A 26,401-nucleotide genomic window follows, 5' to 3' on the forward strand; every position below is an offset into this window, starting at 1 on the left:
GGACCGATGGTCCCGGCCTGGGCGAAGCGGCTGGCGGTGCCGGACTCCGAGACCCCGGCCCGCTCGAAGATGGCGGTCGGCCGGCTGATCGCGCGGCGCGAGGTGCACCTGCGGGAGGAGGCGCTGTGGCGGATGCTCTACGAGACCGCCGGGCGGTCCGAGGAGATCCTGGGCGTCAACATCGAGGAGCTGGACTTCGCCGGGCGCCGTTGCCTGGTCAAGGCCAAGGGCGCCCGGACCAAGGCCCGCCGCCGGGGCCAGTCGCGTGGGGTCTACGTGCTGGAGCCGGTGTACTGGGATGCCGGCACCGCCCGGCTGCTGCCCCGGCTGCTCAAGGGCCGCACCTGGGCGAGGCTGGCGCGTCGCTGCTGATGCTGATGGCCAAGTCCCGGCACCGGAAGCCGGAGAACCTGCGCCGCTACTTCAAGCCGTCGCCGGACGCCATCGCCGAACTCACCAGCCTGCTCGCACCCGGCGACACACGCCGAGGCGGCGGCACGTGACCGAGTCGGCCGACCCGTCGATCCTGATCATCCCGACCGACCCGAAACCACCGAGCCCTGGAGTTGACATGGCTGACATGATCGTGCCCGACCCCGTCACGCGGGACATTCTCGCGATCTTCGAACGCGCGCGATCCCGGCTGTTCGAGCGCCTTGAGGACCTGACCGACGCCGAGTACCACTGGGAGCCGGTCAGCGACTGCATCAGCATCCGCCCCGGCGACGACGGCGTCTTCCGCGTCGCCACGCTATTTCCGGAATCGAGTCCGGAGGCGCCGGACCCCCTCACGACGATCGCCTGGCGCATCTGGCACATCGGCAGCCTCTGCCTGCGCGGCTATGTGATCCACTTCTTCGAGGACGTCCCCGAGTTCGGCGACCGCCACGAGTGGCCGGGCACCGCGAAAGAGGGCGTCCAGGCGCTCGCCGAGGACTGGGAGCACTTCATCTCCCGTATCGCAGCCCTCGGCGACAAGCGCCTGTTGGCGCCGATAGGCCTGGGCCCCGGCGGTTGGGCCGATGAGACCTATCTGAAGCTCGCGCTGCACGCTCTGGTCGAGGTCGCGCATCACGGCGGCGAGATCGGCCTGCTGCGCGACCTGTACCTGCGCGAAGGCGTCTGATTTCGGCGGTGGGCGACCTTGTCCGGCGGCCGTGTGCCGCCAGGTCAAAGCGCTCTCAGGCCCGCGAGGGCTTAGCGCCGGTTTTCGTTCCGATGTTCCTCAACCCCCTGAGCAGCGGACCGCGCGAAGAAGGGGCCTCCCGGTCGGGCGGCCCCTTCGCACGTCAGGCCGGCAGGTCGGCCTCGCTGCGCGCCACCACCGCGTCCCCGAGCACCAGCAGGTCGATCTCCTTGGCCCGGACGAACGTGTCCACCGCGTCCGCGGCCGAGTTCACAATCGGGTCGCCGGCGAGGTTGAACGAGGTGTTGACCACCGCCGGCACTCCGGTGAGCTGCCGGAACTGCTCGATCAGCGACCAGTAGCCGGGGTTGGTGTCGCGGTACACGGTCTGCGGGCGGGCCGAGCCGTCCACGTGCGTCACCGCCGGGACCCGCAGCCGCGCGTCCGGGCGCAGCGAGGCGGCGGCCAACATGAACCGGGACGGATCGCCGACCGGACCGTCGACCAGCTCGGACACGTGCTCGGCCAGGACACTGGGCGCCACCGGACGCCACATCTCCCGCCCCTTGAGCACGTTGAGGCGTTCCAGGCTGCGCCGACCACGCGGGTCAGCCAGCAGACTGCGCGCGCCGAGCGCCCGCTGCCCGATCTCGGCCCGCCCGCGTGCCCAGCCCACGATCCGGCCAGCGGCGAGTTCACCGGCCACGGCGCGGGCCAACTCGTCGTCACCCAGGCGGCGGTGCACCATGCCGGCCCGAGCCGCCGCCGCCTCACCGGCCTCCGTGGTGATCGGCTGACCCCAGTACGCGTGGTCGAGACGGGTGGGCGCGAACTCACCGCACTCCCGCGCGGCGACCAGCGCGGCCCCCAGGGACACCCCCGCGTCGGTCGGCACCGGCGGCACGTAGACCCGCTCGAACAGGCCACTGCGGACCAGCACGCCGACCATGGTGCAGTTCATCGCCACCCCGCCCGCGAGCGCCAGCACCGGGGTGTCGACCCGCCGACGCAGCTCGGCGGCCAGCGACAGCACCGTCTCCTCGAGCCCTTGCTGGATCGTCGCCGCGAAGTCCGCGTACGCGATCGGCTCCTCCCCGGTGCGCGGCGCGTACGGGAAGAGCTTGCCGAACTGGGGTTTGAGGGACTCGGCGACGGCCGGGTAGTACGCCATCAGCGGGCCGAGGGTCGCGGCCCTTCGGGCGGGCACGTCAGCGGTGGGCGTGCCGCGGACCAGCTCGTACCCGCCGGGAACGGCCTGCACCGGCGCGCCGGGGCCGGGCCTGCCGTACGCGGCGAGGCCCATCAGCTTGCCGGTGCCCCAGTAGCCCAGCCCCGCCCACTCGGCGGCGGCGTTGTAGTAGAAGCCCAACGACTGCTCGACGGGCCACTCCCGCAGGATCTCGATCTCCCCGTCGGCGTAGCGCCCGAACGAGGTCGACTGCGTCTCGCCGGCGCCGTCGAGGACCAGGACCGCGGCCTCGTCACAGTCGACGCTGAACGCCGCGCTGGCCGCGTGCGCGACGTGGTGCGGCACCCAGCGGATCGCCGGCATGGTCAGGTCCTCGTGGCCGGGGAAGAGCATCGCCCGCAGCCCGTCGGGGGTGAACCGTCGGTTGCGCCCGAGCGGGATGTCCCGGAAGTCCCAGCCGATGGCGACGGTGTCCACCTCCTGCGGGCCGATGCCGGCCATCGCCAGGCAGGCGGCGACGGCGTCGGCGGGCGGTTGGCCCACCGCGTGCTTGCGCCGGCTGATCCGCTCCTGCTCGACGAGGCCGCAGAGCGCACCGTCGCGGACCAGCGCGGCGCTGGAGTCGTGGAAGCCGATGTTCACCCCGAGTACGTAGCGCGCCGACATGGTCGGCCTCCTTTCCGGTGTCTGGCGGTCATCCGACCTGGCGGGCCTCGTCGAGGGCGAGCACGGCACGGACGATGTTGTGGTAGCCGGTGCAGCGGCACAGGTTGCCCTTCAGGGCGTGCCGCACGTCGTGCTCGGTGAGCGGCCCCGGGTTCTCCTGGAGCAGGCTCACCACGGCGAGGACCATGCCGGGAGTGCAGAAGCCGCACTGCAGGGCATGGTGCTCGTGGAACGCCTCCTGCACCGGGTGCAGCTGGTCGCCGTCGGCGAGCCCCTCCACGGTGCGGATCTCGGCGCCGTCGGCCTGCGCGGCCAGCAGGGTGCACGACTTGACCGACCGCCCGTCCAGCAGCACCGTGCAGGCCCCGCAGGAGGAGGTGTCGCAGCCCACGGTGGCCGCGGTCAACCCCAGCTCCTCGCGCAGCAGATGGACCAGCAGGGTACGGGCCGGCACCCGCCGGCTGTCCGGGCGACCGTTGACCGTGGCGGTGACGGCGACGGTCGTCGTACCGGGACGGGCGTCGATGCTCATCGTGACTCCTCCGGGATGGTGCCGTTCTCTGCCAGGGCGCGGGCCACCAGCACCCGGCTCAGGTGCCGCCGGTAGGCGGCCGAGGCACGTACGTCGTCCGGCGGGTCACACCCCTCGTCGGCGCGCGCAGCCGCGGCGACACCGGCGCCCTCGGCGAGGGCCACCTCGACCTCGTGCGCCCGCCGGATGGTCGGCCCCATGCCGGCCAGCGCGACCCGACCGTCGGCGACGGCGACGGCCACCAGCGACCACTCCAACGCCGGCCGGGCGAAGGTCCGGTAGCTCCACCGTGCCGGGCCGGGCAGCGGCACCCGTACCTCGGTGACGAGTTCGTCGGGCCGGCACACCGTCGTCCCGGGCGCCACGGCCAACTCGGCGGCGGGCACCTGCCGGGCGCCGGCCACGGTGCGCAGCACCACGACGGCGTCCAGCGCGACCAGGGCCAGCGGCAGGTCCGCGGCCGGGTCGGCCTGGGCGAGCGCGCCGCCCACGGTCCCCACATGCCGCACCTGCGGGTCGCCGACCGCCGCGGCGGCGACGGCCAGCATCGGGGCGTACCGCTCGACCAGCGGGTCGGTGAGCAACCGGTGGTAGCGGGTCAGCGCGCCCACGGCCAGGTGGTCGTCACGGTGGGCCACGTACGACAACTCGCCGACCCGGCCGAGGTCCAGCAGGGTGTCGACGCGGTCGCGGCGCAGCTTCAGCGCCGGCAGCAGCGACTGCCCGCCGGCCAGCGGCCGCAGCTGGTCGCCGTACGCCTCGCGCAGCTCCAGCGCCTCGGTCAGGTCCCGGGCCCGGTGGTAGTGCAGGTTCGCCGGGATCACGGGCCGGCCGCCGACCAGGTGGGCACCGGGCTGCGGTGCGTGGCGCGCAGGATGATCTCGATGAGCTGGTTGCGGCGCGGGAGCAGGTAGAAGTGGCCGCCGGGGAACGTGTGCAGGGCGAAGCCGCCTCGGGTGCGGTGGGCCCAGTCGCCGGCCTCGTCCGCGGTGACCTCGGGGTCGTCCGCGCCGACGCAGGCCAGCACCGGCGTCCGTAGCGGCACCGGCGGCCGCGGACGGTAGGTCTCGGCGATCCGGTAGTCGGCGCGCAGCACCGGCAGGGCGATCGCGCGTACTCCCTCGTGTTCGAGGGCCTCCCGGGCGGTGCCGCCGAGCCGCCCGGTCTCCGCCCACAGCTTGTCGTCGTCGGCCAGGTGCACGCTGGTGGCCCGCAACCGGTCCGGCCCCGGGCGGCCGGAGACCACCAACGCCCGTAGCACGCTGCCGGGGCCGTCCAGCCGGCGTGCCATCTCGTACGCCACGGACGCCCCGAGGCTGTGCCCGAACAGGACGACCGGGGCGTCGGCCGGCAGCGCCCGCACCGCCGCGGCGACCCCCTCGGCCAGGGTCGGCAGGTCGGCGGCGAACGGTTCCCCGGCCCGGTCCATGCGACCCGGGTACTGCACGCCGTGCACCTCGACGTCGTCGGGCACCTGACCGGACCAGGGCCGGTAGAAGGCGGCGTTGCCGCCGGCGTGGGGGAAGCAGACGAGGCGCAGCGCCGGCCAGCGCAACGGCCGGGGGCAGCGCAGCCAGGTACGGACGGCGGGCGTCACGGTCGCGCCCCGATCCGCACCGGCTCCGGCGTGTCGACCGCCCCGGCGGCAGCGTCGGCCAGTTCCGCCACGTCGGACGCGACGAGCATCCGCGGCGGTACGGAGCGCACCAGGTCGGGCGGCCCCAACCGGGTGGTGACGTCCTGCCACAACTGGCACAGGCTCAGGTGGTACTGGCCGTGTCGGGCCAGCTTCTCCCCGCCCAGCGCCGCCCGGTGCAGGTTGCCCAGGGCGTACCCGACGCCGGCCGGCCAGACCTCCTCGAACACGGTGCGGTAGCTTGGCGCGACCGTGTCGGCCAGCGGCTGCGCGCTCGGCACGTCCAGGTGGTCGGGTTCGGCGCCCTCCCCGTCGGCGAAGTGCGGCCGGCCCACCCCCCGGTCCTGCACCTGCTGCGGAAAGTCCGGCCGAGGACTCCACACGGTGGGTCCGTGCGTGCCGACGAGGGTCAGGTTGCCGGCCTCGGTGCCGATGGTGACCCGGTGCAGCAGGTGCGCGTAGTTGTCCGGGTCCGCCGGGTCCATCTGGTTCTGCACCCGTAGGGTCAGCGGCACCCCGGCGAGCACCCCGTCGAGGCTTCGGAACGGCACGTCCACCCGGGACAGCCGGCGTACCTGCTCGGGCAGTTCGACCGCCGGGGCCAGGCCCCACGGGCGTACCCCGCCGAGGGTCTGGCCGAGGATGTCCAGCAGCGCGTACGCGACCTGGAAGCCGCAGGCCGCGTCGACGTAGCGCGCCGGCTGCCGGGCCAGCAGCGCCCGGGCCGCGGCGAGGAACCGGCGCACCGGGGCGGTGTGCACGTAGAACGAGTTCAGGTGGTAGACGACCCCGGCCCGACCGGCGGTCCGCAGACACTCGACCAGCTCGTCGTGGTGCAGCGGATGCTCCTGCAGCACGTGCAGCCCTCGTTGCATCAGCGCCCGGGCCACCTCGCCGCCCGGTCCGCCGAGCAGACCGCCGCGGATCACCACGCAGGCCAGCGTGACGTCGGCGGGCACCTGGGTCACGTCGGTCCACAGCGGCACCCCGTAGTGCCGGGCGCACGCGACCGAACGGGCGCTGCCCCCGGCGAGGATCCCGGCCAGCTCGAACGGAAAGTCGGGCTGCCGAAAGGCCTGCAGGTACACCTGGCCGAACTTGGTGCCGGCGACCAGCACTCTCGGTTTCACGCCACCCCCTCCTCGATCAGGTCGTGTGACCCCAGCGGAACGTCGTCGACGGTCAGCGACGTGACCGCCGGGCTGGTGCGCAGCAGGTCCACCGCCCATCCCGGGTCCACCGCTTCGGCGAGGTGGTGCACGCCGGGTGGCACGGCGCCGGCGGCGACCGCCAGGGCGCCGAGGGCGACCGTCGCGCCGGTGAGCGCGTTCGCGCCGATCCCCCGGCAGGCCAGCACGCGGCTGCCAGCCGGGCCGGTCACCTCGATGACCAGCAGCTGGTAGCGGGGCCGACCGAAGGTGTCCAGCTCGGCCGCCCGGCACAGCTCGGCTGCCGCGTCGGCGAGCTGCGCCGCCGTCGCGCCGTCACGCGCTCGCCGGGCGCCGGCGGCGAGCGCGGCCGGCAGCCGGCTGCCGGCGAACGCCGACCACCAGTCGACGTCGGTGAGGCCGAGCCGGCGGGCGACCCGCTCGGTCTCGGTGCTGAGGTACGGCTGCAGCAGCACCGGCTCGTCGAAGAACGGCACCGGCACGTCGGCGCGAGCGGCGAGGGCACGGCTGTGCCGCCCGCCGTTACGCCACGCGGCCAGCGGCTCGCCGTAGTCGGCGTTCCCGGCGGCGAGGAAGTCCAGGGCGGCGCCGGGGGTGAAACCGTCGCGGCCACCGACGTACCCGGTCATCCGCCGTGCCGCCGGCAGCTGCGCGGCGAGGTAAGCGGGAAGCAGCCCGGACAGGCCGGGCATCAACCCGGCGGAGAGCACCGCGACCCGGTCCGCGGCTGCCGGCAGGGCGGACACCGCCGCGTGCAGCGGGTCGTCACCGGCCGCGTCGACGTACCCGGCGCCGCTGCGTGCCGCCGCACGGGCCACCGTGTCGCCGATCGAGGCCGCCGGTCCGGCGCAGTTGACGACGGTGTGGCAGCCGGCGCAGAACGCGTCCAGGCTGGCGGAATCGGTGACATCCACCGCCCGCACGTGCACCCGCGGGTCGTCGGCGACGAGCCGGGCGGGGTCGCGGGCGCCGGCCCGTACGGTGTCGGCGCCCCAGGCCAGCAGGTGCGCCAGCGCGTGCCGGCCCACCCCGCCGGTGGCGCCCACCAGGGCCACCGTCCCGGGCACGTCAGCCGTCCCCGGCGATCGGGCCGGCCCAGGCGCCCGGATCGTCCGGCACCCGGCGCACGGTCAGCTCGCCCAGGCACACGTCGCGCCACCAGTCGACGCTCGTCGGGTCCGGCTCGGACGGGCAGAGCAGCGTGACGTCTCCCGCGTACGGGGAACTGCCGTAGCCGTCGCCGGTGACCGGGTCGGCGACCACCAGCCCGGCGACGTCCGCCCCCGATTCGGTGAGCTGCCGGGCCAGCTCCAACGCCAGCACGCCGGCCTCGCCCCGGCCGACCAGCGTCAGCGACCCGGTCGACAGGTGCTCGGCCAGCGCCGCCGTGTAGTCGGCGGCGAGGCGTTGCACCAGCGGCGCCGGGTCCAGGCCGGCGTAGCGGTGCAGGCCGGTGTCCGCGATCCCGCACACGGCTCCCGAGCCGGCCAGCCGCTCGGCCAGCCCGGCGTACCCGTCGAGGCCGCCGCTGCCATCGTGGACCAGGACGTACCGGGGCGGGCCCCCGCCGGCCAGCGTCACCACCTCGCCGGTGTCGCTGCCCGCCGGTTGCTCGTCCGGCCGGACACTGCCGGCGGCGGCCAGGTGGTCGGCCAGATCGGCCACGGTCGGGTGCTCCAGGATCCTGCGCAGCAACTCGTCGAAGAAGACGTCGGCGGCGGCCGGCACCCGCTCGGCGAGCTGGCCGGCGAGCTTCGCGGCGAGCAGCGAGTCGCCGCCGAGGGCGAAGAAGTCGGCGTCCCGCCCGACCCGCTCCACCCGCAGCACGTCGGCCCAGACGGCCGCGATCCGCTCCTCCAACTCGGTGAGCGGCGCCGCGGCGGCCACCTCGGGACCGGCCGTCGTGGCCGCCACCAGCCGTCGTACGGCCGTGCGGTCCAGCTTGCCGTTCGCCGTGCGGGGCAGCTCGTCGACCACCCGCAGCACGCCCGGACTCATGTAGTCGGGCAGCCGCTCGGCCAGATGTGTCCGCAGTTCGTCGGGTACCACCCGCCGCCGGTCGGCCTTGACCCGCGCGGCGATGATCCGCATGCCGAGCCCGGCCATCGGGTCGCCGGCCGCCGGCAGGTCGAGCACGGACGACGCGCCGGCGGCGGCGAGCAGGCTGCGCCACTCGTCGCCGGTGAGGAACGTCCGGTCGGTGCCGTGGCGCAGGTCGGCGAAGTCCCCAAGGTCGTCGTCGAGCCGGACCAGCAGCTCCAGCGACGTCATGATCTGGTAGTGCTCCCGGGTCATCTCCAGCAGCACCAGGTGCCCGCCGGGGGCGAGCAGGCCGCGCAGCCGCGCCAGGGTGGCCGGTACGTCCCGGGTGGCGTGCAGGACGTCGCCGGCGATCACGATGTCGGCGCTGTTCGGCGGCATCCCCTGCCCGGCCAGGTCGGCGTCGAGGTCCAGTTGCGCGAAGCGGATGCCCGGCCGGTCGGCGAAGCGTTGCCGGCCGGCACCGAGGAAGAACGCGGACAGGTCGGTGTAGAGGTAGTCGACGTCGAGGCCGTCCAGCGCGTCGAGCACGGCCGCGGTGGTGCCGCCGGACCCGGCGCCGACCTCGACGATGCGCACCGGCCCGGTCAGCCGCTCGGCGAGGGCGCGGACGGTAGCGGCCGCGACCGTGTTGGCCCACCGGTTGAACAGGGCGTCGGCGTAGAGGTTGTCCGACACCGACAGTTCGCCGCCGGGGAACAGCAGCGCGAGGGGGTCCTCGTCGCCGCGCAGCAGCGCCGGCAGCGCGGCGGCGCTGGCCTGGAAGTACCGGACCAGCTCGGGAGACTCCCCGACCGACGCCGCCCGCTCGGCGGCCGCGTCCCAGGCCCGCGCGGCGGGCGGCGGCGCGGCCACCAGCCGGTAGCCGTCGTCGTGGCGCAGCACCCCGGAGTCGGTGAGCGCCCGCAGCCAGCGGCGCAGCAGCCGGCGGTGCCGGGGCGCGACGCGGGTGGCGGCGTACACCTCGTCCAGGCTGTGCGGGCGGTCGTCGAGGGCGAGCCCGGCGGCGCGCAGGGTGTCCAGCATGGCGGCGAGGCCGAGGCGGTCCAGCTCGCGCAGGTACGCGTCGTACACGCCGAGGTCGGTGCCGGCGACCAGGGCGGTCCCGGCCGCGGTGGGCCCGGCGGGGTCGACCGGCTGCCCGGGGCCGGGTTCGACGGCGGCGGGCTGGACGACGGCGGCCAGTCGCTTCTCCAGTGGACGGTCACCGTCCACCACGGCGATCGCCCCGCCCACCGCCGGGTGCGTCAGCAGCGCCGACTCGACCTCGGCCAACTCGATCCGATGGCCGCGGATCTTGACCTGGAAGTCCTCCCGACCGAGGAATTCGATGGTGCCGTCGGGCAGGTAGCGCCCGAGGTCACCGGTGCGGTACAGCCGCTCGCCGCTGGCCGGGTCGGTGACGAACCGCTCGGCCGTGCGCGCCTCGTCGCCGAGGTAGCCCAGCGCCAGCCCCGCCCCGCCGATGTACAACTCCCCGGTGACCCAGTCCGGTCGGGGTCGCAGCGCGGCGTCACGCACGTGCCAGGTCTGGTTGGTCAGCGGCACCCCGTACGGGATGCTGCGCCAGGCGGGGTCCACCCGGCCGATCGGGTGGATGATCGACCAGATGGCGGCCTCGGTCGCGCCGCCCAGGCTGACCACGGCCAGGCCGGGGACCAGATCGCGGATATGGTCCGGCAAGGTCACCGGAATCCAGTCGCCGCTGAGCAGGGCCAGCCGCAGCGAGGGGATCCGGACCATCGGCGCGGCCGCGAGGTAGTCGGCGAGCATCTGGAGCTGCGCCGGCACCGAGTTCCAGACGGTCACCTCGTTCTCGGCGACCAGTTCGGCCCAGTGGGTGGGGTCACCCCGCCGCTCGGGCGCCGGCAGCACGAGCGCGGCGCCGACCGCGGGCGGGCCGAACAGGTCGTAGACGGACAGGTCGAAGCCGAGGTTGGCCAGGCCCAGCACCCGGTCGTCCGGGGTCACGTCGAACCGGCTGTTGATGTCCACCACGGTGTTCAGGGCCGCCCGGTGGGTGATCACCACGCCCTTCGGCGTGCCCGTCGACCCGGACGTGTGGATGACGTACGCGCGGTCGTCCGGGCCGACCGGCCGCGCCGGCAGCTCCGTCGGCGCCGGGCCGTCGCAGTCGTCCACCGCGATCGGCGGCACCCCCGCCGGCCAGTCGCCGTCCACCCGGGCAGACTCGGTGAGGACGTGCCGGATCCCCGCGCCAGCGAGGATCAGGTCACGACGGGCGGGCGGCTGGTTGGTGTCGATCGGCACGTACGCGGCGCCCGCCAGCAGCGCCCCGAACACCGCGACCACCTGCCGCCAGCCCTTGTCGGCGACCACCGCGACCAGGTCACCGGGCCGGCAGCCCTTCTCTGCCAGCCGGGCGGCCACGGCGGCGGCACGGCCGGTGAGCTGCCGGTAGGTGAGCGTGCCGTCCGGGGCCACCACGGCCACCCGGTCCGGAGTCCGCAGCGCCTGGGCGAGGACGCCCTCGTGCAGCAGCCCGTCGGGCAGCGGCGCGGCGGTGGCGTTGACCTCGGCGCGGCGACGGGCGCTCGCCTCGGACAGCGCGACCGGGGCGAGCTCCTCCCACGCCTTGTCGGTGCACGCCAGCCGGCGCAGCAGCGCGGCGTACGCGGCGAACATCTCGTCGACCACGCCGTCGGGAAAGACGCCGTCGCGGACGTCCCAGTTGGTGGCCAGCCCGCCGGAGCGCTCGATGTTCTGGCAGTCGATCCACACCTGCGGGGTCTGGCTGATGCCGTACCCCAGCTCGCCGAAGCCCTCCACGCCGGTGTCGCCGCCCAGGCCGATGGCGCTGGTGAAGACGATGGGCATCAGTGCGGCGTCGGCGCCCCGGCGGCGGGCCAGCTCGCGGACCACGTCGACGCCGGAGAACCGGCGGTGGTCCAGGTCGGACCAGAGCTGCGCCTGGATCCGCTTGGCCCGCTCCTGGACCGGCGCGTCCGGGCTCTGCTCCACGGCGAGCAGGCTGACCGAGGTGAAGTCGCCGACGATCCGATCCACCTGCGGGTGCGTCGGCGTCCGGTTGAGCAGGGTGACGTCGACGGTGAAGCGCGGGTGCGCGCTCCACGCGGCGATCACCTCGACGTACGCGGCGAGCACCGCCCCGGAGGGGCTGATGCCGTGCTGCCCGGCGCGCTGGCGCAACCCGGCCCACTCGGACGGGTCCAGCCGCAGGTCGAGGCGGCGGAAGCGGGGCGGCGCGGCGGTGCCGTCGCCGCACAGGGGCAGTTCCGGCGCGGGCGGCAGGTCGTCGAGCCGGGCCAGCCACCAGTCCCGGTCGGCCTGGTGGCGGGGGCCGCCGCGTAGCGGTTCGGTGGCCAGCAGGTGGTCGCGGAACGTCAGCGTCAGCTCGTCGGTGGGCGGGTCACCGGCGTACCGGCGGCCCAGCTCGTCGAGCAGGATGTTGATGCTGACGAAGTCGCAGATCAGAAAGTCGATCGAGAAGTGCAGGACGCAGCGCCCCGGGCCGCGGGTGACCCGGAGCCTGAACAGCGGCCACTGCTGCGGGTCGTAGCGGCGGTGGTCCAGCTCGGCCCGGGTGGCGGCCACCGCGTCGTCGAAGCCGGCCGCGTCGGCGTCGCGCGCCTCGATCCGGTACGCCGGCACGTCGGGTCGTACCTGCTGGGAGCCGTCGCGGTTGACGACGGCCCGCAGCATGTCGTGCCGGGCGACGACCTCGTGCCAGGCGCGTTCCAGCCGGTCGACGTCCAGCTCGGTGAAGGTCAGCTCGCCGTACCCGTGGCAGCCGACGCCGCCGTAGGCGAAGCCGTCGCCCCGTCCGAGCAGGTACGCGCTCTGTACGTCGGTGAGCGGGAACGGCTCGTGGCGCTGCTCGGGGTGCGGCACGGCGGTGGGCGCGGCGGCGTCGCGCAGCACGGCCAGCACCTGTTCCTTGTGCTGGCGCAGCGCGGCGCGTCGCTGTTCGGTGAGGGCGCCGGTGGGGGCCCGGAAGCGGAGTTGGCCGTCCTCCTCCCAGAGTTGGACCCCGAACTGCGCCAGCTCGGCAACCAGGTCCTGCCCGTTCATATCGCCCCTTCCTCGTACGTGCCGGCGGCGTGCTGTACGGCGGTGGCCAGGTCCGCGATGGTCGGTCGGTCGAGCAGGCCTCGCATCGGCAGGTCGACGCCGTACCGCTCGCGCAGCACGGCCAGCAGCCGGGTGGCGAGCAGGCTGTCCCCGCCGAGGCTGAAGAAGTTCCGGGTGCGGCCGGGGACGGGGCAGTTCAGCAGGTCGGCCCAGAGCGCGCCGAGGTCGCTCTCCAGGCCGAGCCGGGGCGGCTCGTCGGCCGGCCCGCTGTTCCCGCTGGCCAGCAGGGTGGCCACCGCGCCCCGGTCGATCTTGCCGTTGCCGCTCAACGGCAGCCGGTCGAGCACCGCGACGTGCTCCGGCACCATGTACGCGGGCAGCCGGTCGACGACGAACGTGCTGGTGACGTCCGGGTCGAGGGTGACGTCCGGCTCGGGCACGACGGCGGCGGCGAGCCGGCGGATGCTCGTGCCGACGGCGACCACGACCGCGTCGCGTACCCCGCGGCACTCCAGCAGGGCCGCTTCGACCTCGCCCAGTTCGATACGGTGTCCGCGAATCTTCACCTGGAAGTCCGCCCGGCCCAGGAACTCCAGCGTCCCGTCCGGCCAGTACCGGCCCAGATCCCCCGTGCGATACCACCGCACCCCGTCATGCGCCACGAACCGCTGTGCCGTGCGCTCCGGATCCCCCCGGTAACCCGCCGCCACCCCGGCGCCGCCGATCCACAACTCCCCCACCACCCAGTCCGGACAGTCCCGCCCCCGACCGTCCACGACCCGATAGCGCTGGTTGGGCAGGGGGAAGCCGTACGGGATGGACCGCCAGTGCGCGGGGACCACGTCCACGTCGAACGCGTTGGACCAGATGGCCGCCTCGGTGGCGCCGCCGAGGGCGGTCAGCCGGGCGTCCGGGCGGCGGGCGACGAGCCGGTCGCGCAGGTCCAGGCCGACCCAGTCGCCGGAGACCAGGGCGTGCCGCAGCGCGCCGAGCGGTTCGTCGCCGGCCGCGGTGAGCAGCATGTCGAGCAGAGCGGGCACGGTGTTCCAGACGGTGACGCCGTGCTGACGGACGAGGCGCAGCCAGGTGCGGGCGTCGCGCCGCTGCTCCTCCTCGACGAGCACCACCGCGCCGCCGACGCCGAGGAGCCCGAAGATGTCGAACACCGACAGGTCGAAGTCGAGCGCCGACACCGCCAGCACCCGGTCGTCCGCGCCGAGGCGCAGGCGGTCGCTGACCGCCGCGAGGGTGTTCAGGGCCGCCGCGTGGGACACCTCGACGCCCTTGGGCTCGCCGGTGGAGCCGGAGGTGAAGATGACGTACGCCAACGCGTCCGCGTCGACCGGCACGCACCCGTCGAGGGCCGGCCCACCGTCGCCGGCCGGGGCGAGTCCGTCCGCGCCGACGACCGTCTTCACGTCGGCCCGGGTGAAGATCCGCTCCCGGCGCACCACCGGCTGGTCGACGCCGACCGGCACGTACACGCCCCCGGCCGCGAGCACACCCAACACCGCGACGACCTGGTCGACACCCTTGGGCAGGCACACCCCCACCGCGTCCCCCGGACCGACACCGGCCCGGCCCAAGCGCCCGGCCAGCGTCAACGCCCGCCCGGCCAACTCCCCATAGGACACCACCACCTCATCGCCCAGCACCGCCACCCGCCCCGGCTCCCGCCCCGCCCGCGCGAAGAAACCGTCGTGCAGCAGGCCCAGTGGGGTCGGCGCGGTGGCCGCGTTCACCCGGTCGCGGACCGCCCGCTGCCCCTCGGGAAGCCCGACCAGCACGGTTCGCGCCCAGTCGCCGGCGGCCAGGGTGGTCAGCAGCTCGACGTACGCGGCGAACATCGCCTCCACCATGCCGGCCGGGAACAGCTCGGCGACCACGTCCCAGTTGACGCTCAGGCCGCCGTCGCGTTCCATGACCTGGTTGTCCAGCCACACCTGCGGGGTCTGCGACGCGCCCCAGATCTGCTCACCGAACGGCAGGGACATGTTGACCAGTTCGTCGCTGATGCCCAACGCGCTGGTGAAGACCACCGGCATGGTGGCGGCGGGCGCGCCGGTACGCCGGGCGATCTCCCGCAGCACCCAGATGGCGGAGACCCCGTTGTGCTCCATGCCGTCCCACATCCGCTCCTGCAGGCGGCGGACCAGGGTCAGGAAGTCGTCGTCGACGCCGGGCCGGTGCGGGACGAGCAGCAGCGAGGTGAAGTCGCCGAGCACGTGGTCGATGTCGGGGTGGACCTCCCGGCGGTCGAAGAGGGTCAGGTTGAGGGTGAGGTCGCCTCGCCCGCTCCAGGCCGAGAGCACCTCGGCGTACGCGGTGGCGAGCACGGCGGCCGGGCTCACCCCGTGGGCGCGGGCGGCGTCCACCAGGGCGGTCCACGCCGCCGGATTGAGCCGAGCCTCGTGGCGGACGAAGCGGGGCGCACGTACCCGTTCGGGGTCGACGGCGAGCGGTAGTTGCGGCGCGGGCGGCAGCTCGGCCGACTGCGCCGACCAGTAGCGCTGGTCGGCCTGGATGGTGGCCTCGTAGGGCTGGGCGGTGAGCACATAGTCACGGAAGGACACACCGATCGGGCGCAGCGGCGCGTCGAGGTCGACGTAGAGGGCGGACAGCTCGGCGAAGACGGTGACGATGCTGAGCGCGTCGAGCACGATGTAGTCGAAGCTGAACGCCAGCCGGACCCGGCGCTCGCCGTACCGCACAGCCTCGATGGCCACCAGCGGCCAGCGCGTCGGGTCGGCGACGCGGTGTGACAGCCGCTCACGCAGGTCGGCGAGCGCGGCCTCGCCGTCGCCGACCGGGATGGTCACCTCGGGCACCTCGGGCTGGATGCGTTGGCGCCCGTCGGGGTCGAAGACGGCCCGCAGCATCTCGTGTCGCCGGACCAGCCCGTTCCAGGCCGCGGTGAGCCGTTCGAGGTCCACGTCCGCGCCGTCGAACTCCCAGTACCAGTGGGATCCGACCTCGCCGAGGGCAAAGTCGCCGGTCCGGCCCATCCAGTACGCCCGCTGCACGTCGGTCGCGGGGAACGGATCGTGGCGGTGCGCCGGGTCGGCGACGAAGGTCCCGGTCAGCCCGGCTCCCGTGTCGAGCCGGACTCCGGCGGCGAACCCGGCGAGCGTCGGCTCGGCGAAGAGGCGGCGCAGTTGGCCGCCGGCGAGCCCGGCCGCGCGCATCCGGCCGAGCAGCCGGGTGGCGAGCAGGCTGTCCCCGCCGAGGGCGAAGAAGCTGTCGGTGCGGCCGACGGTCGGCACGTCGAGCAGGTCGGCCCAGAGGGTGGCCAGCGTCATCTCGACCGGCCCGACGGGTGCCTCGACGGTGGTGGGCCGGTCGGTGCGGTCGGCGAGCCGGCGGGTGAGCGCCGGCCGGTCGATCTTGCCGTTGCCGCTCAACGGCAGCCGGTCGAGCACCGCGACGTGCTCCGGCACCATGTACGCCGGCAGCCGGTCGACGACGAACGCCCGGACCGCCTCGGGATCCAGGTCGGGCGTCTCGGGCACGACGGCGGCGGCGAGCCGGCGGGTGCTCGTGCCGACGGCGACCACGACCGCGTCGCGCACACCGGGGCACTCCAGCAGGGCCGCTTCGACCTCGCCCAACTCGATACGGTGTCCGCGGATCTTGACCTGGAAGTCCGCCCGGCCGAGGAACTCCAGCGTCCCGTCCGGCCAGTACCGGCCCAGATCCCCCGTGCGATACCACCGCACCCCGTCCTGCGCCACGAACCGCTGCGCCGTGCGCTCCGGATCCCCCCGGTAACCCGCCGCCACCCCGGCGCCACCGATCCACAACTCCCCCACCACCCAGTCCGGACAGTCCCGCCCCCGCCCGTCCACCACGCGGCAGCGCTGGTTGGGCAGCGGAAAGCCGTACGGAATGGACCGCCAGTGCGCGGGCACCGCGCCCACCTCGAAGACGGTCGAGTGGATGGCGGTCTCGGTGGTGCCGCCGAGGGCGACGAGCCGGGCGTCCGGGCGCAGAGCCACCAGCCGGTCGCGCAGGTCCAGGCCGACCCAGTCGCCGCCGAGCAGGGCCAGCCGCAGATGCTCCAGCCCGCCGTCGGCCTCGGCGGCGGTCAGCAGCATGTCCAGCAGCGCGGGGACCGACTGCCAGACGGTCACCCGGTGCGCGGCGACGAGCCGACGCCAGGCGACCGCGTCGCGCCGATGTTCCTCGCCGATCAGCACGACGGCGCCGCCGGCGCCGAGGAGCCCGAAGATGTCGAACACCGACAGGTCGAAGTCCAGCGCCGACACCGCCAGCACCCGGTCGTCCGCGCCGATGTGGAAACGCCGGCGAATGGCCTCGATGGTGGTGCCGGCGGCGGCGTGCGGCACCTCGACGCCCTTGGGCTCGCCGGTGGAGCCGGAGGTGAAGATGACGTACGCCAACGCGTCCGCGTCGACCGGCACGCACCCGTCCAGGGCCGGCCCGCCGTCGCCGGCCGGGGCGAGCCCACCGTCGCCCACCACGACCGTCGCGCCGGCCCGCTGCCAGATCCGGCTGCGCCGTGCGGCCGGCTGGTCCACGCCGGCCGGCACGTACACGCCACCGGCGGCGAGCACACCCAACACCGCGACGACCTGGTCGACACCCTTGGGCAGGCACACCCCCACCGCGTCCCCCGGACCAACCCCGGCCCGCGTCAACGCCCCGGCCAGCGTCAACGCCCGCCCGGCCAGCTCCCCGTAGGACACCGCCACCGCGTCACCCAGCAACGCCACCCGCCCCGGCTCCCGCCCCGCCCACGCGAAGAAGCCCTCGTGCAGCAGGCCGACCGGCAGTGTCGCCGCCGTGTCGTTGGCACGCCGCCGGACCGCCCGCTGCCCAGCGGGCAGCAGGTCGGGCGCCGGCGCCGTCCAGTCGTCGTCGGTCAGCCGGGTCAGCAGCTCGACGTACGCGGCGAACATCGCCTCGGACACACCGGGCGGGAACAGCTCCGCCACCAGGTCCCAGTTGAGGTAGAGGCCCCCCTCGCGCTCGGTTACCTGGTTGTCCAGCCACACCTGCGGGGTCTGCGAGGAGGTCCACACCGGGTCGCCGAAGCACTCGCGGACGTCGGCGCCGAACAGGTCGCCGAGGCTGAGCGCGCTGGTGAAGACCACCGGGGCGAGCACCCCCCGGTCGGACCGGGCGCGGGCCAGGTCGCGCAGCACGTCCACCCCGGAGTACGCGCTGTGCGCCACGTCCCGGGCGAACTGCTCCTGAAGCCGGCGGGCGCGGTCGACGAACGGCACCTCGTCGGTGGCGTCGACCTCGAGCAGCAGCAGGTTGGTGAAGTCCCCGCTCAGCAACGGCACGTCCGGGTGGTAGGGCGTCCGGTCGTACAGCGGCAGGTTGAGCAGGAAGCGCTGCCGGCTGCTCCAGGCGGCCAGGACCTCGGCGAAGGCCGTCAGGAACACCATCGACAGGGTGACGCCGTGCTCTCGCGCGCGGGCGGCGAGCCGGTCCCGGTCGGCGCCGGAGAGCCAATGGTGGTGCCGCAGCACCCGGTGGCCGAAGATGCGTTCCGGGGCCCCGGCCACCGGCAGGTCGGGCCCGCCGGGCAGGTCGGGCACCCGCTGCCGCCAGTAGCGGGCCGCGGCCTCGCGGGCGTCGGCCCGGCGCCGCTCGTGGGTGGCCAGATACCGGGGGTAGCTGTAGCTGATCGCCGGCAGCGGCTCGTCAGGCCGGCGGTAGAGCCGGGCGAGGTCGGCGAGGAGCAGCCGGAAGCTGTGCGCGTCGGCGACCAGCATCTCGATCTCCACGTGCACCCGGCTCGCCCCGTCGGGCAGCAGGGAGAGCTGGACGTCGAACACCTCGCCGCGGTCCACCCGCAGGGTGCGGTGGGACAGGGTGGCGCGCAGGTCGGCGAGCCGCCGGTCCCGCTCGCCGTCGGGCAGGTCGCGCAGGTCGTGCACGGTCAGGCCGGGCCAGGCGCCGTCCGGGGTGATCTGCTGCCGTCCGTCGTCGAGGAAGCGTGCCCGCAGCATGTCGTGGCGGCGGACCAGCGCCCGGATCGCGTGGTGCAGCCGGTCCGGGTCCACCTGCCGGCCGTCGAACTCGTTGTAGAAGTGCGCGCCCACACCGCCGAGGGCCTGGTCCCCGGCACGTCCGACCCAGTACGCGTGCTGCATGGTGGCCAGGGCGAACGGCTCGTCCGGGTCGACCGCCACCTCGTCGTCGTCCTCGGCCGACTCGCCGACGGGCGGCGTGTCCCCGGCCGCCGGGTGGGCCAGCGCATGCCACTGCCGAACGGCGCGGTGCTCGATGAGCTGGGCGAAGGTGAGCCCCGCGCCGGCCCAACCGGCGGCGAGTCGCATCAGCCCGATCGAGTCGAGGCCGCGCTCCAGCAGGTCGTCGTCGGGCGACACCGGCTCCTCGAGCAGCGCCGCGACGTCGGCGCACATGCCGTCCAGGGTCAGCGTGGTCAGCACTGGCATGTCTACTCCCGACAGGTCAGGCACGGGGGACGCGGATCGAGCGGTCGGCGAACCCGATGAGGTCCAGTCGCTCCAGGCCCTCGCGGACCCGGGGGGTCAGCAGGCCGATGTTGGCCAGGGCGGTCACCACCCGGGCGAAGATGGCCTGCCGGTACTTGATCATCAGCTCGTTGTGCGACGCGAAGTCGACGCCCTCGGTCCGGTCGACCTCGATGCGATCCCAGACGTCCTCGAGCAGGAACCGGCGTCGCATCAGGCTCGCCGAGTCGAGCACCATCTCCTCACGGTCGGCCAGCTCGGCGCTGGTCATCTCCCGGTAGATGCCCTCCAGCGACAGCACTCCGAACGACACGTGCCGCGCCTCGTCGCGGGCGACCAACCGGGTGATGTCGCAGATGAGACGGTCGTGGAAGGTGCTGTTGGCCAGCCGGAACGCGGCCATCGCCAGGGCCTCGACCACGATCTGCATGCCCAGCGCGGTGATGTCCCACCGGGAGTCGGACAGCAGGTCCTTGATGAGTTCGGACAGCGCCGGATTGATCGCGTACGGGTGCGGCACCTTCTCGCGGAGGTAGCGGGAGAAGGCCTCGACGTGTCGGGCCTCGTCGGCGGCCTGGCTCGCGGCGTAGTACTTGCTGTCCAGGTCGGGCACGACCTCGACCAGGCGCGCGGCGACGACCAGCGCCCCCTGCTCACCGTGCAGGAACTGACTCACCATCCACGACTGCAGCTCCCACCGGAAGGTGTCCCACATCGGGCGGCCCCGCCGCGCCAGCGGGGACGACTCGAAGGACGCCATGGCGAACGCGGAGTCGTCGGGCAGCGGCGCACCGAACGGCACCTCGATCGACCAGTCGACATCCGTGCTGGCGTTCCACTGCGCGCTCTTGGCCCGTTCGTAGAGGGAGAGCACGCGCGGCATCTCGGACTCGTACCGCCACGTCAGCTGCGCACGCACGGGGGTGGTCACCGACAGACCAGACATGCGCCCAAGGTACCGAGAGACAACACAAGATGCCAGACCCTTGATGACAGATACAACGACGGGCGGTACGGTCGTGCCGTGGCGCCCCGACCCGTACCGGCCTCCGTGGGACAGCGGCTGCTCGGCATCATCGAGCACTACCGGGCGGACCACGGGGCGTTGAACTGCCCACTGCTGTGCCGTCTCTCCGGCGACGTCGATGTGGCTGCGGTGCGGCGGGCGCTGACCGCGCTGACCGCGCGGCACGAGGCGCTGCGGACCACCTTCACGGGGCGGGGGCCACGGCTGTCCCAGCTGGTGCACGAACCGCGGCCCGTCGAGCTCACCGTGGTCGACCTGCGGGGCGAGCCCGATCCGCACGCCGCGGCCGACGCGGCCGTCGCCGCAGAGCTGGCCACCCGGGTGGACGTCGCACACTGGCCGACCCGGGCCACCGCCTGGCGGGTCACCGACCACGAGGTGATCCTCTGCTTCACCATGCACCACCTGGTCACCGACGCCTGGTCGTGCGGGCTGCTCTTCGAGGAGCTGCGCGCCCTCTGCACCGGGTCACCCGCCGAGCTGCCCCCGGTGCGCTGGCAGTACCCGCAGTTCGTGGCCTGGCAGGAGGATCGGCTGGCCGGCGCGGAGCTGGAACGGCAACGCGCGTTCTGGCGCGACCAGCTGACCGGGCTGCGGCTGCCGCGCCTGCCGTACCGCGAGCCGCCACCGGGAACCACCCCGGGCGTGCTGGCCCGGGATCTCGACGCCGGCGTCGCCGACGGGATGCGCGCCCTGGCCCGGCGACACCACACGACGCTGTTCACCGTGGCCCTGGCCGTCTACTACGCGGTCCTGCACCGCGTGACCGGGCAGGGCGATCTCGCCGTCGCCTCGCTGTTCGCCAACCGGAGCCGGCCGGAGAGCCAAGGCACCGTCGGCTTCTGCGCCAACATGGTGGTGCTGCGCACCCGGCTGCCGCCGTTCGCCACCTTCCAGGCCCTGGTGCAGGCGACCCACGCGACGACCGCCGCCGCCTTCGCCAACCAGGAGCAGCCCTACCAGGCCGTGTCCACCGGCAGCGCCAACCTGGGCGGCCGGGTCGACGACGTGGTGTTCCAGATGATGGCCGAGCTGGCGCACCGCGTCCGCGTCGGCGACACCGAGTTCGAGTTGCTCGTCCCGGAGGCGATCGGCAGCCGCTTCGGCACCGAGCTGGCGCTCGCGCCGCGCGGGAACGGGCTGCGGGTGGTGCTGTTCCACACGCCACGGCTGGCGCCGGCGGACGCCGTCCGGCTGCTCGACGGCTACGTCACCGTCGCCCGGGCCGTCGTGGCCAACCCGGGCGCGGCACTGTCGACACTGCTGCGCCGTTAACGCTCGCCCGCGATCAGCTCGGCGCCCCGCTCACCGATCATGATGCTGGTCAACGCGGCGGGCGCGCGCAGCGGCACCGGCACGATGGACGCGTCCACCACCCGCAGGTTGGCCACGCCGCGCACCCGGCAGCGGCCGTCGACGACCGCGCCCGGGTCGTCCGCCGCGCCCATCCGGGCGCCACCGACCAGGTTCAACCGGCTGTACGTGGTGGCGCGCAGCAGGTGGTCCAGTTGCTCGTCGTCGCCCACGACCGCGTCGTCGACGAGCGCGAACCGGGCGACCGTCTTGGTGAAGGCGGCCTGGTTGGCGATCTCCCACGCGTGCCGGTACGCGTCGCGCATCCGGGCGAGGTCACCGTCGGCGGAATAGAAGTTGAGGCCCACGACGGGGGCCGTTCCGCTGGCGTCGCGCACGGCGATCCGCCCCCGCGACGCCATCGCCATGTCGCCGATCATCACGGTGTTGACCAGGTCGGCGCCGATGATCCGGTCCAGACCCGCGCCGGCACCCCGGAAGGTGCTCATGCCGGTGAACAGGCTCAAATAGAACGCCTGGTCGGCCTCGTGCCCCGGGATGCCGGCGAGCCGTGCGATGAGCTGCGTACGCGGCCAGTCGCCGCCCACCGTCTCCGGCTCGGGCACCACCAGGATGATCGCGCCGGGCTGGTCGATGACGTCGGTGCCCACGCCCGGCACGTCGACCAGCGGTGTGATCCCTGCGGCGCGCAACTCGTCGGCGGGGCCGATCCCGGAGCGCAGCAGAAGGGCCGGGCTGTACGGCGAGCCGGCGCAGAGGATCACCTCCCCGGCGCCGATGGTCTCCCCCGCGACCTGCACGCCCACCGCCCGCCCGTCGGCCAGCAGCACGCGCTCGACCTCGGCGTCGCCCCGGACGACCAGATTGGGCCGGGACCGGGCCGGGTCCAGGTGGGTGAGCGCGGTCGACATCCGCAGCCGGTCGCGCCGGTTCTGCGGATACATCCCGATGCCGACGGCGTCGGGGGCGTTCATGTCGTCCTGGTAGTCGTGCCCGAGGTTGAGCGCGGCCTGCAGGAAGCCGTCCATCGCGGGTGTCAGCTCGCCACGCGACCATCGGGTGATCGGGACGGGACCGTCGGCGCCGTGGTGGTCGCGCTCGCCGAACTGCTGGTCGCTCTCCAGTCGGCGAAAGGCCGGCAGGACCGCCGGCCAGTCCCACTCCGGCAGGCCGCGGGCGCCCCACCCGACGAAATCGGCGGCCGGGGCACGCATCGCGCCCCGGTCGTTGATCTGCGTCGAACCGCCAACCACCCGGCCGCGCCGCAGCGGCGCTTCCCGGCCGGCGACGACGGTCGCCCGCAGGTCCCAGTCGAAGCCGTCCTCGGCCTCCACCGAGCCGGTCCGCAACGCCTCGGGCACGGCCGCTCCGACGAGGTCGGGGCCGGCCTCCAACAGCAGCACGGAACGGGCCGCGTCCTCGCTCAGGCGGGCCGCCAGCACCGCGCCCGCCGCACCCGCGCCGACGATCACGTAGTCGTAGCGAAGCATGGGGTCAGCCTAGCCGAATACACGACATGCCAGGACGCATCACATGTGCTATCCGCGATTCTTCATTAGACTCTCGTGTATGAGTAGAGGCCCGGAAGTCATCCCCACCCTGCGCTACCGCGACGCTCCGGCCGCCATCCGGTGGCTGGTCGACGTCGTCGGCTTCCGCGAGGAACTAGTCGTCCCCGGTCCGGACGACTCCATCAGTCACGCACAGCTCACCTGGGGCAGCGGCATGATCATGCTCGGTTCGCAGACGGACGGCAGCGACGGCCGGATGGTCCTGGACACCGGGCCCGCCGCGACCTATGTGGTCATCGACGACGTGGCAGCGCACTACGAGCGGGTCGTCGCCGCCGGCGCCGAGGTCGTGCAGAAGCTCCGCGACGAGGACTACGGAGGCCAGGGATACTCCGTCCGCGACGCCGAGGGCAACCTGTGGAGCTTCGGCTCCTACCGACCCGGCTCGTCCTGATCCCCGCCGGCTGATCCGGCGCGCGGCCGGCGGGCTCAGCCGTCGAGCAGCAGCCCGGCCAGCTCGCCCCGAACGTCCGCGACCGTCCCGTCGTAGGTGGCCAACCACCACGCCCGGCGGTACCAGTGGTGCAGTGGCTGCTCCCAGGTGAAGCCACTGCCGCCGTAGGTCTGGATGGCCGCCTCGCAGGCGGTCATCGCGGCCTCGCGGGCCGCCACGCTGGCCGTGAGCACCGCCCGGTCGGCGATCGGGCCCGGCTCCGCGTCGACCGACCACGCGGCCCGGTAGGCCAGCGACCGGGCCGTCTCGACCTGCCCGTAACTCTCGGCCAGCGGATGCGCGACCGCCTGGTTCGCACCGATCGGCTGGCCGAACTGGGTCCGGGTGGCGGCGTACCCGCTGGCCCACGACAGAGCTCTCGCCGCCACGCCGACGGCCTCGGCGGCGAGGAGCGCCAGGCTCCGCCGTCGGGTCACCGCGAGCACGTCGGCTGCGGCGTCCGCGGCCACGAGGGGCGCCGAGGGTACGCCGGTCAGCTCCACCGTCGCGACGGGCCGGGTCGGGTCGAGCGCCTGCCCGCCGGCACCGGCCGGCGCCGGCCGCAACGCGGACGCGTCGACCAGACGCAGCTCGACGCCGCGCGGGCCGCTCGCCGTCACCACCAGGTCCACGGCTTCGGTCACGTTCGGCACTCGGACCTTGCGTCCGGTCAGTGTCCCGTCGGAGGCGACGGCGCAGCCGAGCGCCGGGTCGGTCACCGGCCGACGGACAGCGGCCACGGCGCCGGCGAGAGTGCCCGGGCCGTTCTCCTCGGCCCAGGCCAGCGTCGCGGGAGCGCAGAGAGGGCGACCCGCCGCCCGAAGCGCCGGACCGGCCAGCCCGATCGTGGCCCACCAGGGCGACGGGCTGCGCGCCCAGCCGAGCTGCTCGGCGAGCAGCGCCAGCTCGACCGTGCCCAGCTCCGCGTCCAGCCAGCCGAGGTCGGTCATCTCGGCCCAGGCCCGGCCGTCGCTCAGGGACCGGTCGTCGGCGAGGTACTTGGCCGCGGTGTCCCGCAGCGTCTCCTGCTCGCCGGTCAGTGCGAAGTCCATGGGATCTCTCCTCGTCGTGGGCGCCGCCGCGAGGCGCGGGTCAGTACGACCGGGGCAGGCCCAGCACGCGCTCGGCGACCAGGTTGCGCAGCACCTCGGAGGTGCCGCCCTCGATGGTGTTGGCGCGGCTGCGCAGCATCTGGTGCCGCCAGTAACGGTCCCAGCCGTCCGGTTCGGCGCCGGCGCCGAGCAGTTGCACGGCCAGGGTGGTCAGCCGCTGGTGCGCCTGCGACCAGCGCAGTTTGATCACCGAGGTCTCCGGGCCCGGCACCCCGGTACGCGCCAGCTCGGCCAGCCCGCGCCGGTTGGTCCAACGCAGACCCTCCAGCTCGACGTAGCGGGCGGCGATCTGGTCGCGTACCAGGGGGTCGGTGTCCCGGCCCCGGGCCCGCGCGGTCGCGACCAGGCGCCGGAACGCCACCTCCAGCCGGGCGGTCAGGGTGAACCCGAACGTGCCCCGCTCGTGAGCGAGGGTGGTCATCGCGACCCGCCAGCCCTCACCGATCCCACCCACCACCGCGTCGAGCGGCACCCGGACCTCGTCGAACTCGATCTCGGCAAACTCCGCCGCACCGGTCATCTGGCGGATCGGTCGGACCGTGACACCGGGCGAGCGCAGGTCCACCAACAGGCAGGACAATCCCCGGTGGCGCCGCTGCTGCGGATCGGTGCGCGCCAGCAGCAGGCAGTGGTCGGCGAGGTGCGCGTACGACGACCACACCTTGCGCCCGGTCACCACCAGCTCGTCGCCCTCGCGTCGCGCGACGGTCCGCACGGCGGACAGGTCGCTGCCCGCCTCCGGCTCGGAGAAGCCCTGGCAGAAGATGCTCTCTCCGGTGAGGATCCGCGGCAGGTACCAGGCGCGCTGCTCCGGCGATCCGCAGGCGATGATCGTCGGCCCAACCATGCCGAGGCCGATGACTCCGATGTGCTCGGCGGCCTCGGCGCGGGCCGTCTCCTCCAGGTAGATCGCCTGGTACGCCGGGGCCAACCCGCGCCCGCCGTACTCGGCCGGCCAGGTCAGGCCGGCGTACCCGGCGGCGTGCAGGGCCGAGGTGAACGACCGCACCGCGGCGATGTCGCCCCACCGCCCCTGTGGTGGGGCCCCGTCCGGCCCGGTGGTCGCCGGCACCGCGCCCGCCAGCCACTCGCGCAGTCCCGCCCGGAACTCCGCCTCCTCGGCGCTGTCACGCAGATCCATGCGCCGCATCGTACTCGTATCTGCTTTTGATCTGCAGTATCTTGTTTGAACGCGTCCCGACACCGGAAGGGGTCCTCGATGGCCAGTCTCGCGGACGACGCCGCGGTGCGGCAGACCGCGCCGGGCCGGTACCGCGCCCACCTGGCCGAGGACTGGTCGGTGTGGGGGCCCAACGGCGGCTACCTGGCCGCGATCGCGCTGCGCGCGGCGGGCGAGGAGGCCGGCGCCATGCTGCCGGTGAGCCTGAACTGCCAGTTCCTCGCACCACCGCGCTACGGCGAGGTCGACATCGAGGTCACCCGGGTGCACGGCACTCGCCGCGCCGCCGCCCTGCACGTCACCCTGCGGCAGCGCGGCCGGATCCTGCTCACCGCACACGTCTGGACCATCGCCGCCGGGCTGCTCGGCCCGGAGCGACGCTGGATGCCGCCACCGGACCTGCCCAAGCCCGACGAGCTGCCCACCCTGGTCGAGCTCATGCGCCGCGACGGACTGCCCGTGCTGCCGATCTGGGAGCGGTGCTACGAGGTACGCCTGGCCGGCTGGCCCGCCGGCGGCTGGGAGCCGCAACGCGACGGCGTACCGACCATCCGGGGCTGGCTGCGGTTGCACGAGGAGCTACCCGCCGACGCCGGCCCCTGGCTGGCGGCGGCCCGACTGGTCTTCGCCGTCGACGTGGTGCAATTCCCGGCGGTCGTGCAGGCGTTCGAGCGGACCACCTTCATGGCCCCGAGCATGGACCTGTACGTGGGCTTCCAGGGCGGCGACGACGGCGCCGGCTGGCTGCTGGTGGAGGGGGAAGCCGCCGCCGCCACCGGCGGGGTGCTCGGCGCCCGCGCCCGCGTCTGGTCGGACACCGGGCTGCTGCTCGCCACCGGCGGTCAACAGATGCTCTACCGGATGGCCAGCCCGGTCTGACCGG

General features: G+C 74.1%; 18 protein-coding genes. 6 read left to right on the forward strand and 12 right to left on the reverse strand.

Features of this window, described 5'->3' with window-relative positions; all coding sequences use genetic code 11:
- Positions 1–6 precede the first annotated feature (6 nt).
- Genes ACWD5O_RS11610 through ACWD5O_RS11620 form a run of 3 tightly spaced genes read left to right on the forward strand, consistent with a single transcriptional unit; the run spans position 7 to position 1,126 of the window.
- The gene (locus ACWD5O_RS11610; protein ID WP_450085237.1) at positions 7–372 is read left to right on the forward strand and encodes a hypothetical protein; all 366 of its coding nucleotides are present in this window, start codon (positions 7–9) and stop codon (positions 370–372) included.
- The gene (locus tag ACWD5O_RS11615) at positions 372–503 is read left to right on the forward strand and encodes a hypothetical protein (protein ID WP_450085238.1); all 132 of its coding nucleotides are present in this window, start codon (positions 372–374) and stop codon (positions 501–503) included. The genes ACWD5O_RS11610 and ACWD5O_RS11615 overlap by 1 nt, the downstream gene beginning before the upstream one ends.
- Entirely contained in the window at positions 500–1,126 is a 627-nt protein-coding gene (locus ACWD5O_RS11620) for a DinB family protein (protein ID WP_450085239.1), read from the forward strand. Before ACWD5O_RS11615 ends, ACWD5O_RS11620 begins: the two co-directional genes overlap by 4 nt.
- A gap of 163 nt (positions 1,127–1,289) precedes the next feature.
- Here ACWD5O_RS11620 and ACWD5O_RS11625 read toward each other — a convergent pair whose 3' ends face one another.
- Genes ACWD5O_RS11625 through ACWD5O_RS11665 form a run of 9 tightly spaced genes read right to left on the reverse strand, consistent with a single transcriptional unit; the run spans position 1,290 to position 19,827 of the window.
- Positions 1,290–2,981 (reverse strand): carbamoyltransferase family protein, encoded by a 1,692-nt coding sequence (locus ACWD5O_RS11625; protein ID WP_450085240.1) that lies wholly within the window; start codon positions 2,979–2,981, stop codon positions 1,290–1,292.
- A 28-nt stretch (positions 2,982–3,009) separates the two neighbouring features.
- Positions 3,010–3,513: a (2Fe-2S)-binding protein gene (locus ACWD5O_RS11630; RefSeq protein ID WP_450085241.1), complete on the reverse strand. Its 504-nt coding sequence runs from the start codon at positions 3,511–3,513 to the stop codon at positions 3,010–3,012.
- Positions 3,510–4,337, reverse strand: a complete 828-nt coding sequence (locus ACWD5O_RS11635; protein WP_450085242.1) for an FAD binding domain-containing protein — start codon at positions 4,335–4,337, stop codon at positions 3,510–3,512. The genes ACWD5O_RS11630 and ACWD5O_RS11635 overlap by 4 nt, the downstream gene beginning before the upstream one ends.
- Positions 4,334–5,110 (reverse strand): thioesterase II family protein, encoded by a 777-nt coding sequence (locus ACWD5O_RS11640; protein ID WP_450085243.1) that lies wholly within the window; start codon positions 5,108–5,110, stop codon positions 4,334–4,336. Before ACWD5O_RS11640 ends, ACWD5O_RS11635 begins: the two co-directional genes overlap by 4 nt.
- Positions 5,107–6,279: a Gfo/Idh/MocA family oxidoreductase gene (locus tag ACWD5O_RS11645; protein ID WP_450085244.1), complete on the reverse strand. Its 1,173-nt coding sequence runs from the start codon at positions 6,277–6,279 to the stop codon at positions 5,107–5,109. Before ACWD5O_RS11645 ends, ACWD5O_RS11640 begins: the two co-directional genes overlap by 4 nt.
- Complete coding sequence (locus tag ACWD5O_RS11650) at positions 6,276–7,385, reverse strand: NAD(P)H-binding protein (RefSeq protein WP_450085245.1); 1,110 nt, start codon at positions 7,383–7,385, stop codon at positions 6,276–6,278. The genes ACWD5O_RS11645 and ACWD5O_RS11650 overlap by 4 nt, the downstream gene beginning before the upstream one ends.
- 1 nt (position 7,386) lies before the next feature.
- Entirely contained in the window at positions 7,387–12,411 is a 5,025-nt protein-coding gene (locus ACWD5O_RS11655; protein ID WP_450085246.1) for an amino acid adenylation domain-containing protein, read from the reverse strand.
- Positions 12,408–18,842: an amino acid adenylation domain-containing protein gene (locus tag ACWD5O_RS11660; protein ID WP_450085247.1), complete on the reverse strand. Its 6,435-nt coding sequence runs from the start codon at positions 18,840–18,842 to the stop codon at positions 12,408–12,410. The genes ACWD5O_RS11655 and ACWD5O_RS11660 overlap by 4 nt, the downstream gene beginning before the upstream one ends.
- 16 nt (positions 18,843–18,858) lie before the next feature.
- On the reverse strand, positions 18,859–19,827 hold the full coding sequence (locus ACWD5O_RS11665; protein ID WP_450085248.1) for a ferritin-like domain-containing protein: 969 nt from the start codon (positions 19,825–19,827) through the stop codon (positions 18,859–18,861).
- Between the two features lie 78 nt (positions 19,828–19,905).
- On the opposite strand from ACWD5O_RS11665, the gene ACWD5O_RS11670 reads away from it, so the two are divergent.
- Entirely contained in the window at positions 19,906–21,183 is a 1,278-nt protein-coding gene (locus ACWD5O_RS11670) for a condensation domain-containing protein (RefSeq protein ID WP_450085249.1), read from the forward strand.
- On the opposite strand, the gene ACWD5O_RS11675 is transcribed toward ACWD5O_RS11670, so the two are convergent.
- On the reverse strand, positions 21,180–22,712 hold the full coding sequence (locus ACWD5O_RS11675; protein ID WP_450085250.1) for a GMC family oxidoreductase: 1,533 nt from the start codon (positions 22,710–22,712) through the stop codon (positions 21,180–21,182). The genes ACWD5O_RS11670 and ACWD5O_RS11675 overlap by 4 nt on opposite strands.
- 79 nt (positions 22,713–22,791) lie before the next feature.
- Between ACWD5O_RS11675 and ACWD5O_RS11680 the strand changes: the two genes are divergently transcribed.
- Entirely contained in the window at positions 22,792–23,187 is a 396-nt protein-coding gene (locus ACWD5O_RS11680; RefSeq protein WP_354965242.1) for a VOC family protein, read from the forward strand.
- Positions 23,188–23,222: 35 nt separating this feature from the next.
- On the opposite strand, the gene ACWD5O_RS11685 is transcribed toward ACWD5O_RS11680, so the two are convergent.
- Both ACWD5O_RS11685 and ACWD5O_RS11690 read right to left on the reverse strand, forming a co-directional pair.
- The gene (locus ACWD5O_RS11685; RefSeq protein ID WP_450085251.1) at positions 23,223–24,278 is read right to left on the reverse strand and encodes an acyl-CoA dehydrogenase family protein; all 1,056 of its coding nucleotides are present in this window, start codon (positions 24,276–24,278) and stop codon (positions 23,223–23,225) included.
- A gap of 40 nt (positions 24,279–24,318) precedes the next feature.
- The gene (locus tag ACWD5O_RS11690) at positions 24,319–25,479 is read right to left on the reverse strand and encodes an acyl-CoA dehydrogenase family protein (RefSeq protein WP_450085252.1); all 1,161 of its coding nucleotides are present in this window, start codon (positions 25,477–25,479) and stop codon (positions 24,319–24,321) included.
- Between the two features lie 78 nt (positions 25,480–25,557).
- Here ACWD5O_RS11690 and ACWD5O_RS11695 point away from each other — a divergent pair, with 78 nt between their 5' ends.
- Positions 25,558–26,397, forward strand: coding sequence for an acyl-CoA thioesterase (locus ACWD5O_RS11695; protein WP_450085253.1), 840 nt, complete (start codon positions 25,558–25,560; stop codon positions 26,395–26,397).
- The last annotated feature ends 4 nt before the right edge of the window (positions 26,398–26,401 follow it).

The sequence above is a fragment of the Micromonospora sp. NPDC005161 genome (genome assembly GCF_053599855.1).

What these genes read in the sequence shown, in the direction of transcription:
- ACWD5O_RS11665 (WP_450085248.1), bottom strand. Translation starts at nt 19,827, where the DNA reads ATGTCTGGTCTGTCGGTGACCACCCCCGTGCGTGCGCAGCTGACGTGG.
- ACWD5O_RS11675 (WP_450085250.1), bottom strand. Translation starts at nt 22,712, where the DNA reads ATGCTTCGCTACGACTACGTGATCGTCGGCGCGGGTGCGGCGGGCGCG.
- ACWD5O_RS11695 (WP_450085253.1), top strand. Translation starts at nt 25,558, where the DNA reads ATGGCCAGTCTCGCGGACGACGCCGCGGTGCGGCAGACCGCGCCGGGC.
- ACWD5O_RS11660 (WP_450085247.1), bottom strand. Translation starts at nt 18,842, where the DNA reads ATGCCAGTGCTGACCACGCTGACCCTGGACGGCATGTGCGCCGACGTC.
- ACWD5O_RS11690 (WP_450085252.1), bottom strand. Translation starts at nt 25,479, where the DNA reads ATGGATCTGCGTGACAGCGCCGAGGAGGCGGAGTTCCGGGCGGGACTG.
- ACWD5O_RS11655 (WP_450085246.1), bottom strand. Translation starts at nt 12,411, where the DNA reads ATGAACGGGCAGGACCTGGTTGCCGAGCTGGCGCAGTTCGGGGTCCAA.
- ACWD5O_RS11615 (WP_450085238.1), top strand. Translation starts at nt 372, where the DNA reads ATGCTGATGGCCAAGTCCCGGCACCGGAAGCCGGAGAACCTGCGCCGC.
- ACWD5O_RS11625 (WP_450085240.1), bottom strand. Translation starts at nt 2,981, where the DNA reads ATGTCGGCGCGCTACGTACTCGGGGTGAACATCGGCTTCCACGACTCC.
- ACWD5O_RS11610 (WP_450085237.1), top strand. Translation starts at nt 7, where the DNA reads ATGGTCCCGGCCTGGGCGAAGCGGCTGGCGGTGCCGGACTCCGAGACC.
- ACWD5O_RS11680 (WP_354965242.1), top strand. Translation starts at nt 22,792, where the DNA reads ATGAGTAGAGGCCCGGAAGTCATCCCCACCCTGCGCTACCGCGACGCT.
- ACWD5O_RS11630 (WP_450085241.1), bottom strand. Translation starts at nt 3,513, where the DNA reads ATGAGCATCGACGCCCGTCCCGGTACGACGACCGTCGCCGTCACCGCC.
- ACWD5O_RS11685 (WP_450085251.1), bottom strand. Translation starts at nt 24,278, where the DNA reads ATGGACTTCGCACTGACCGGCGAGCAGGAGACGCTGCGGGACACCGCG.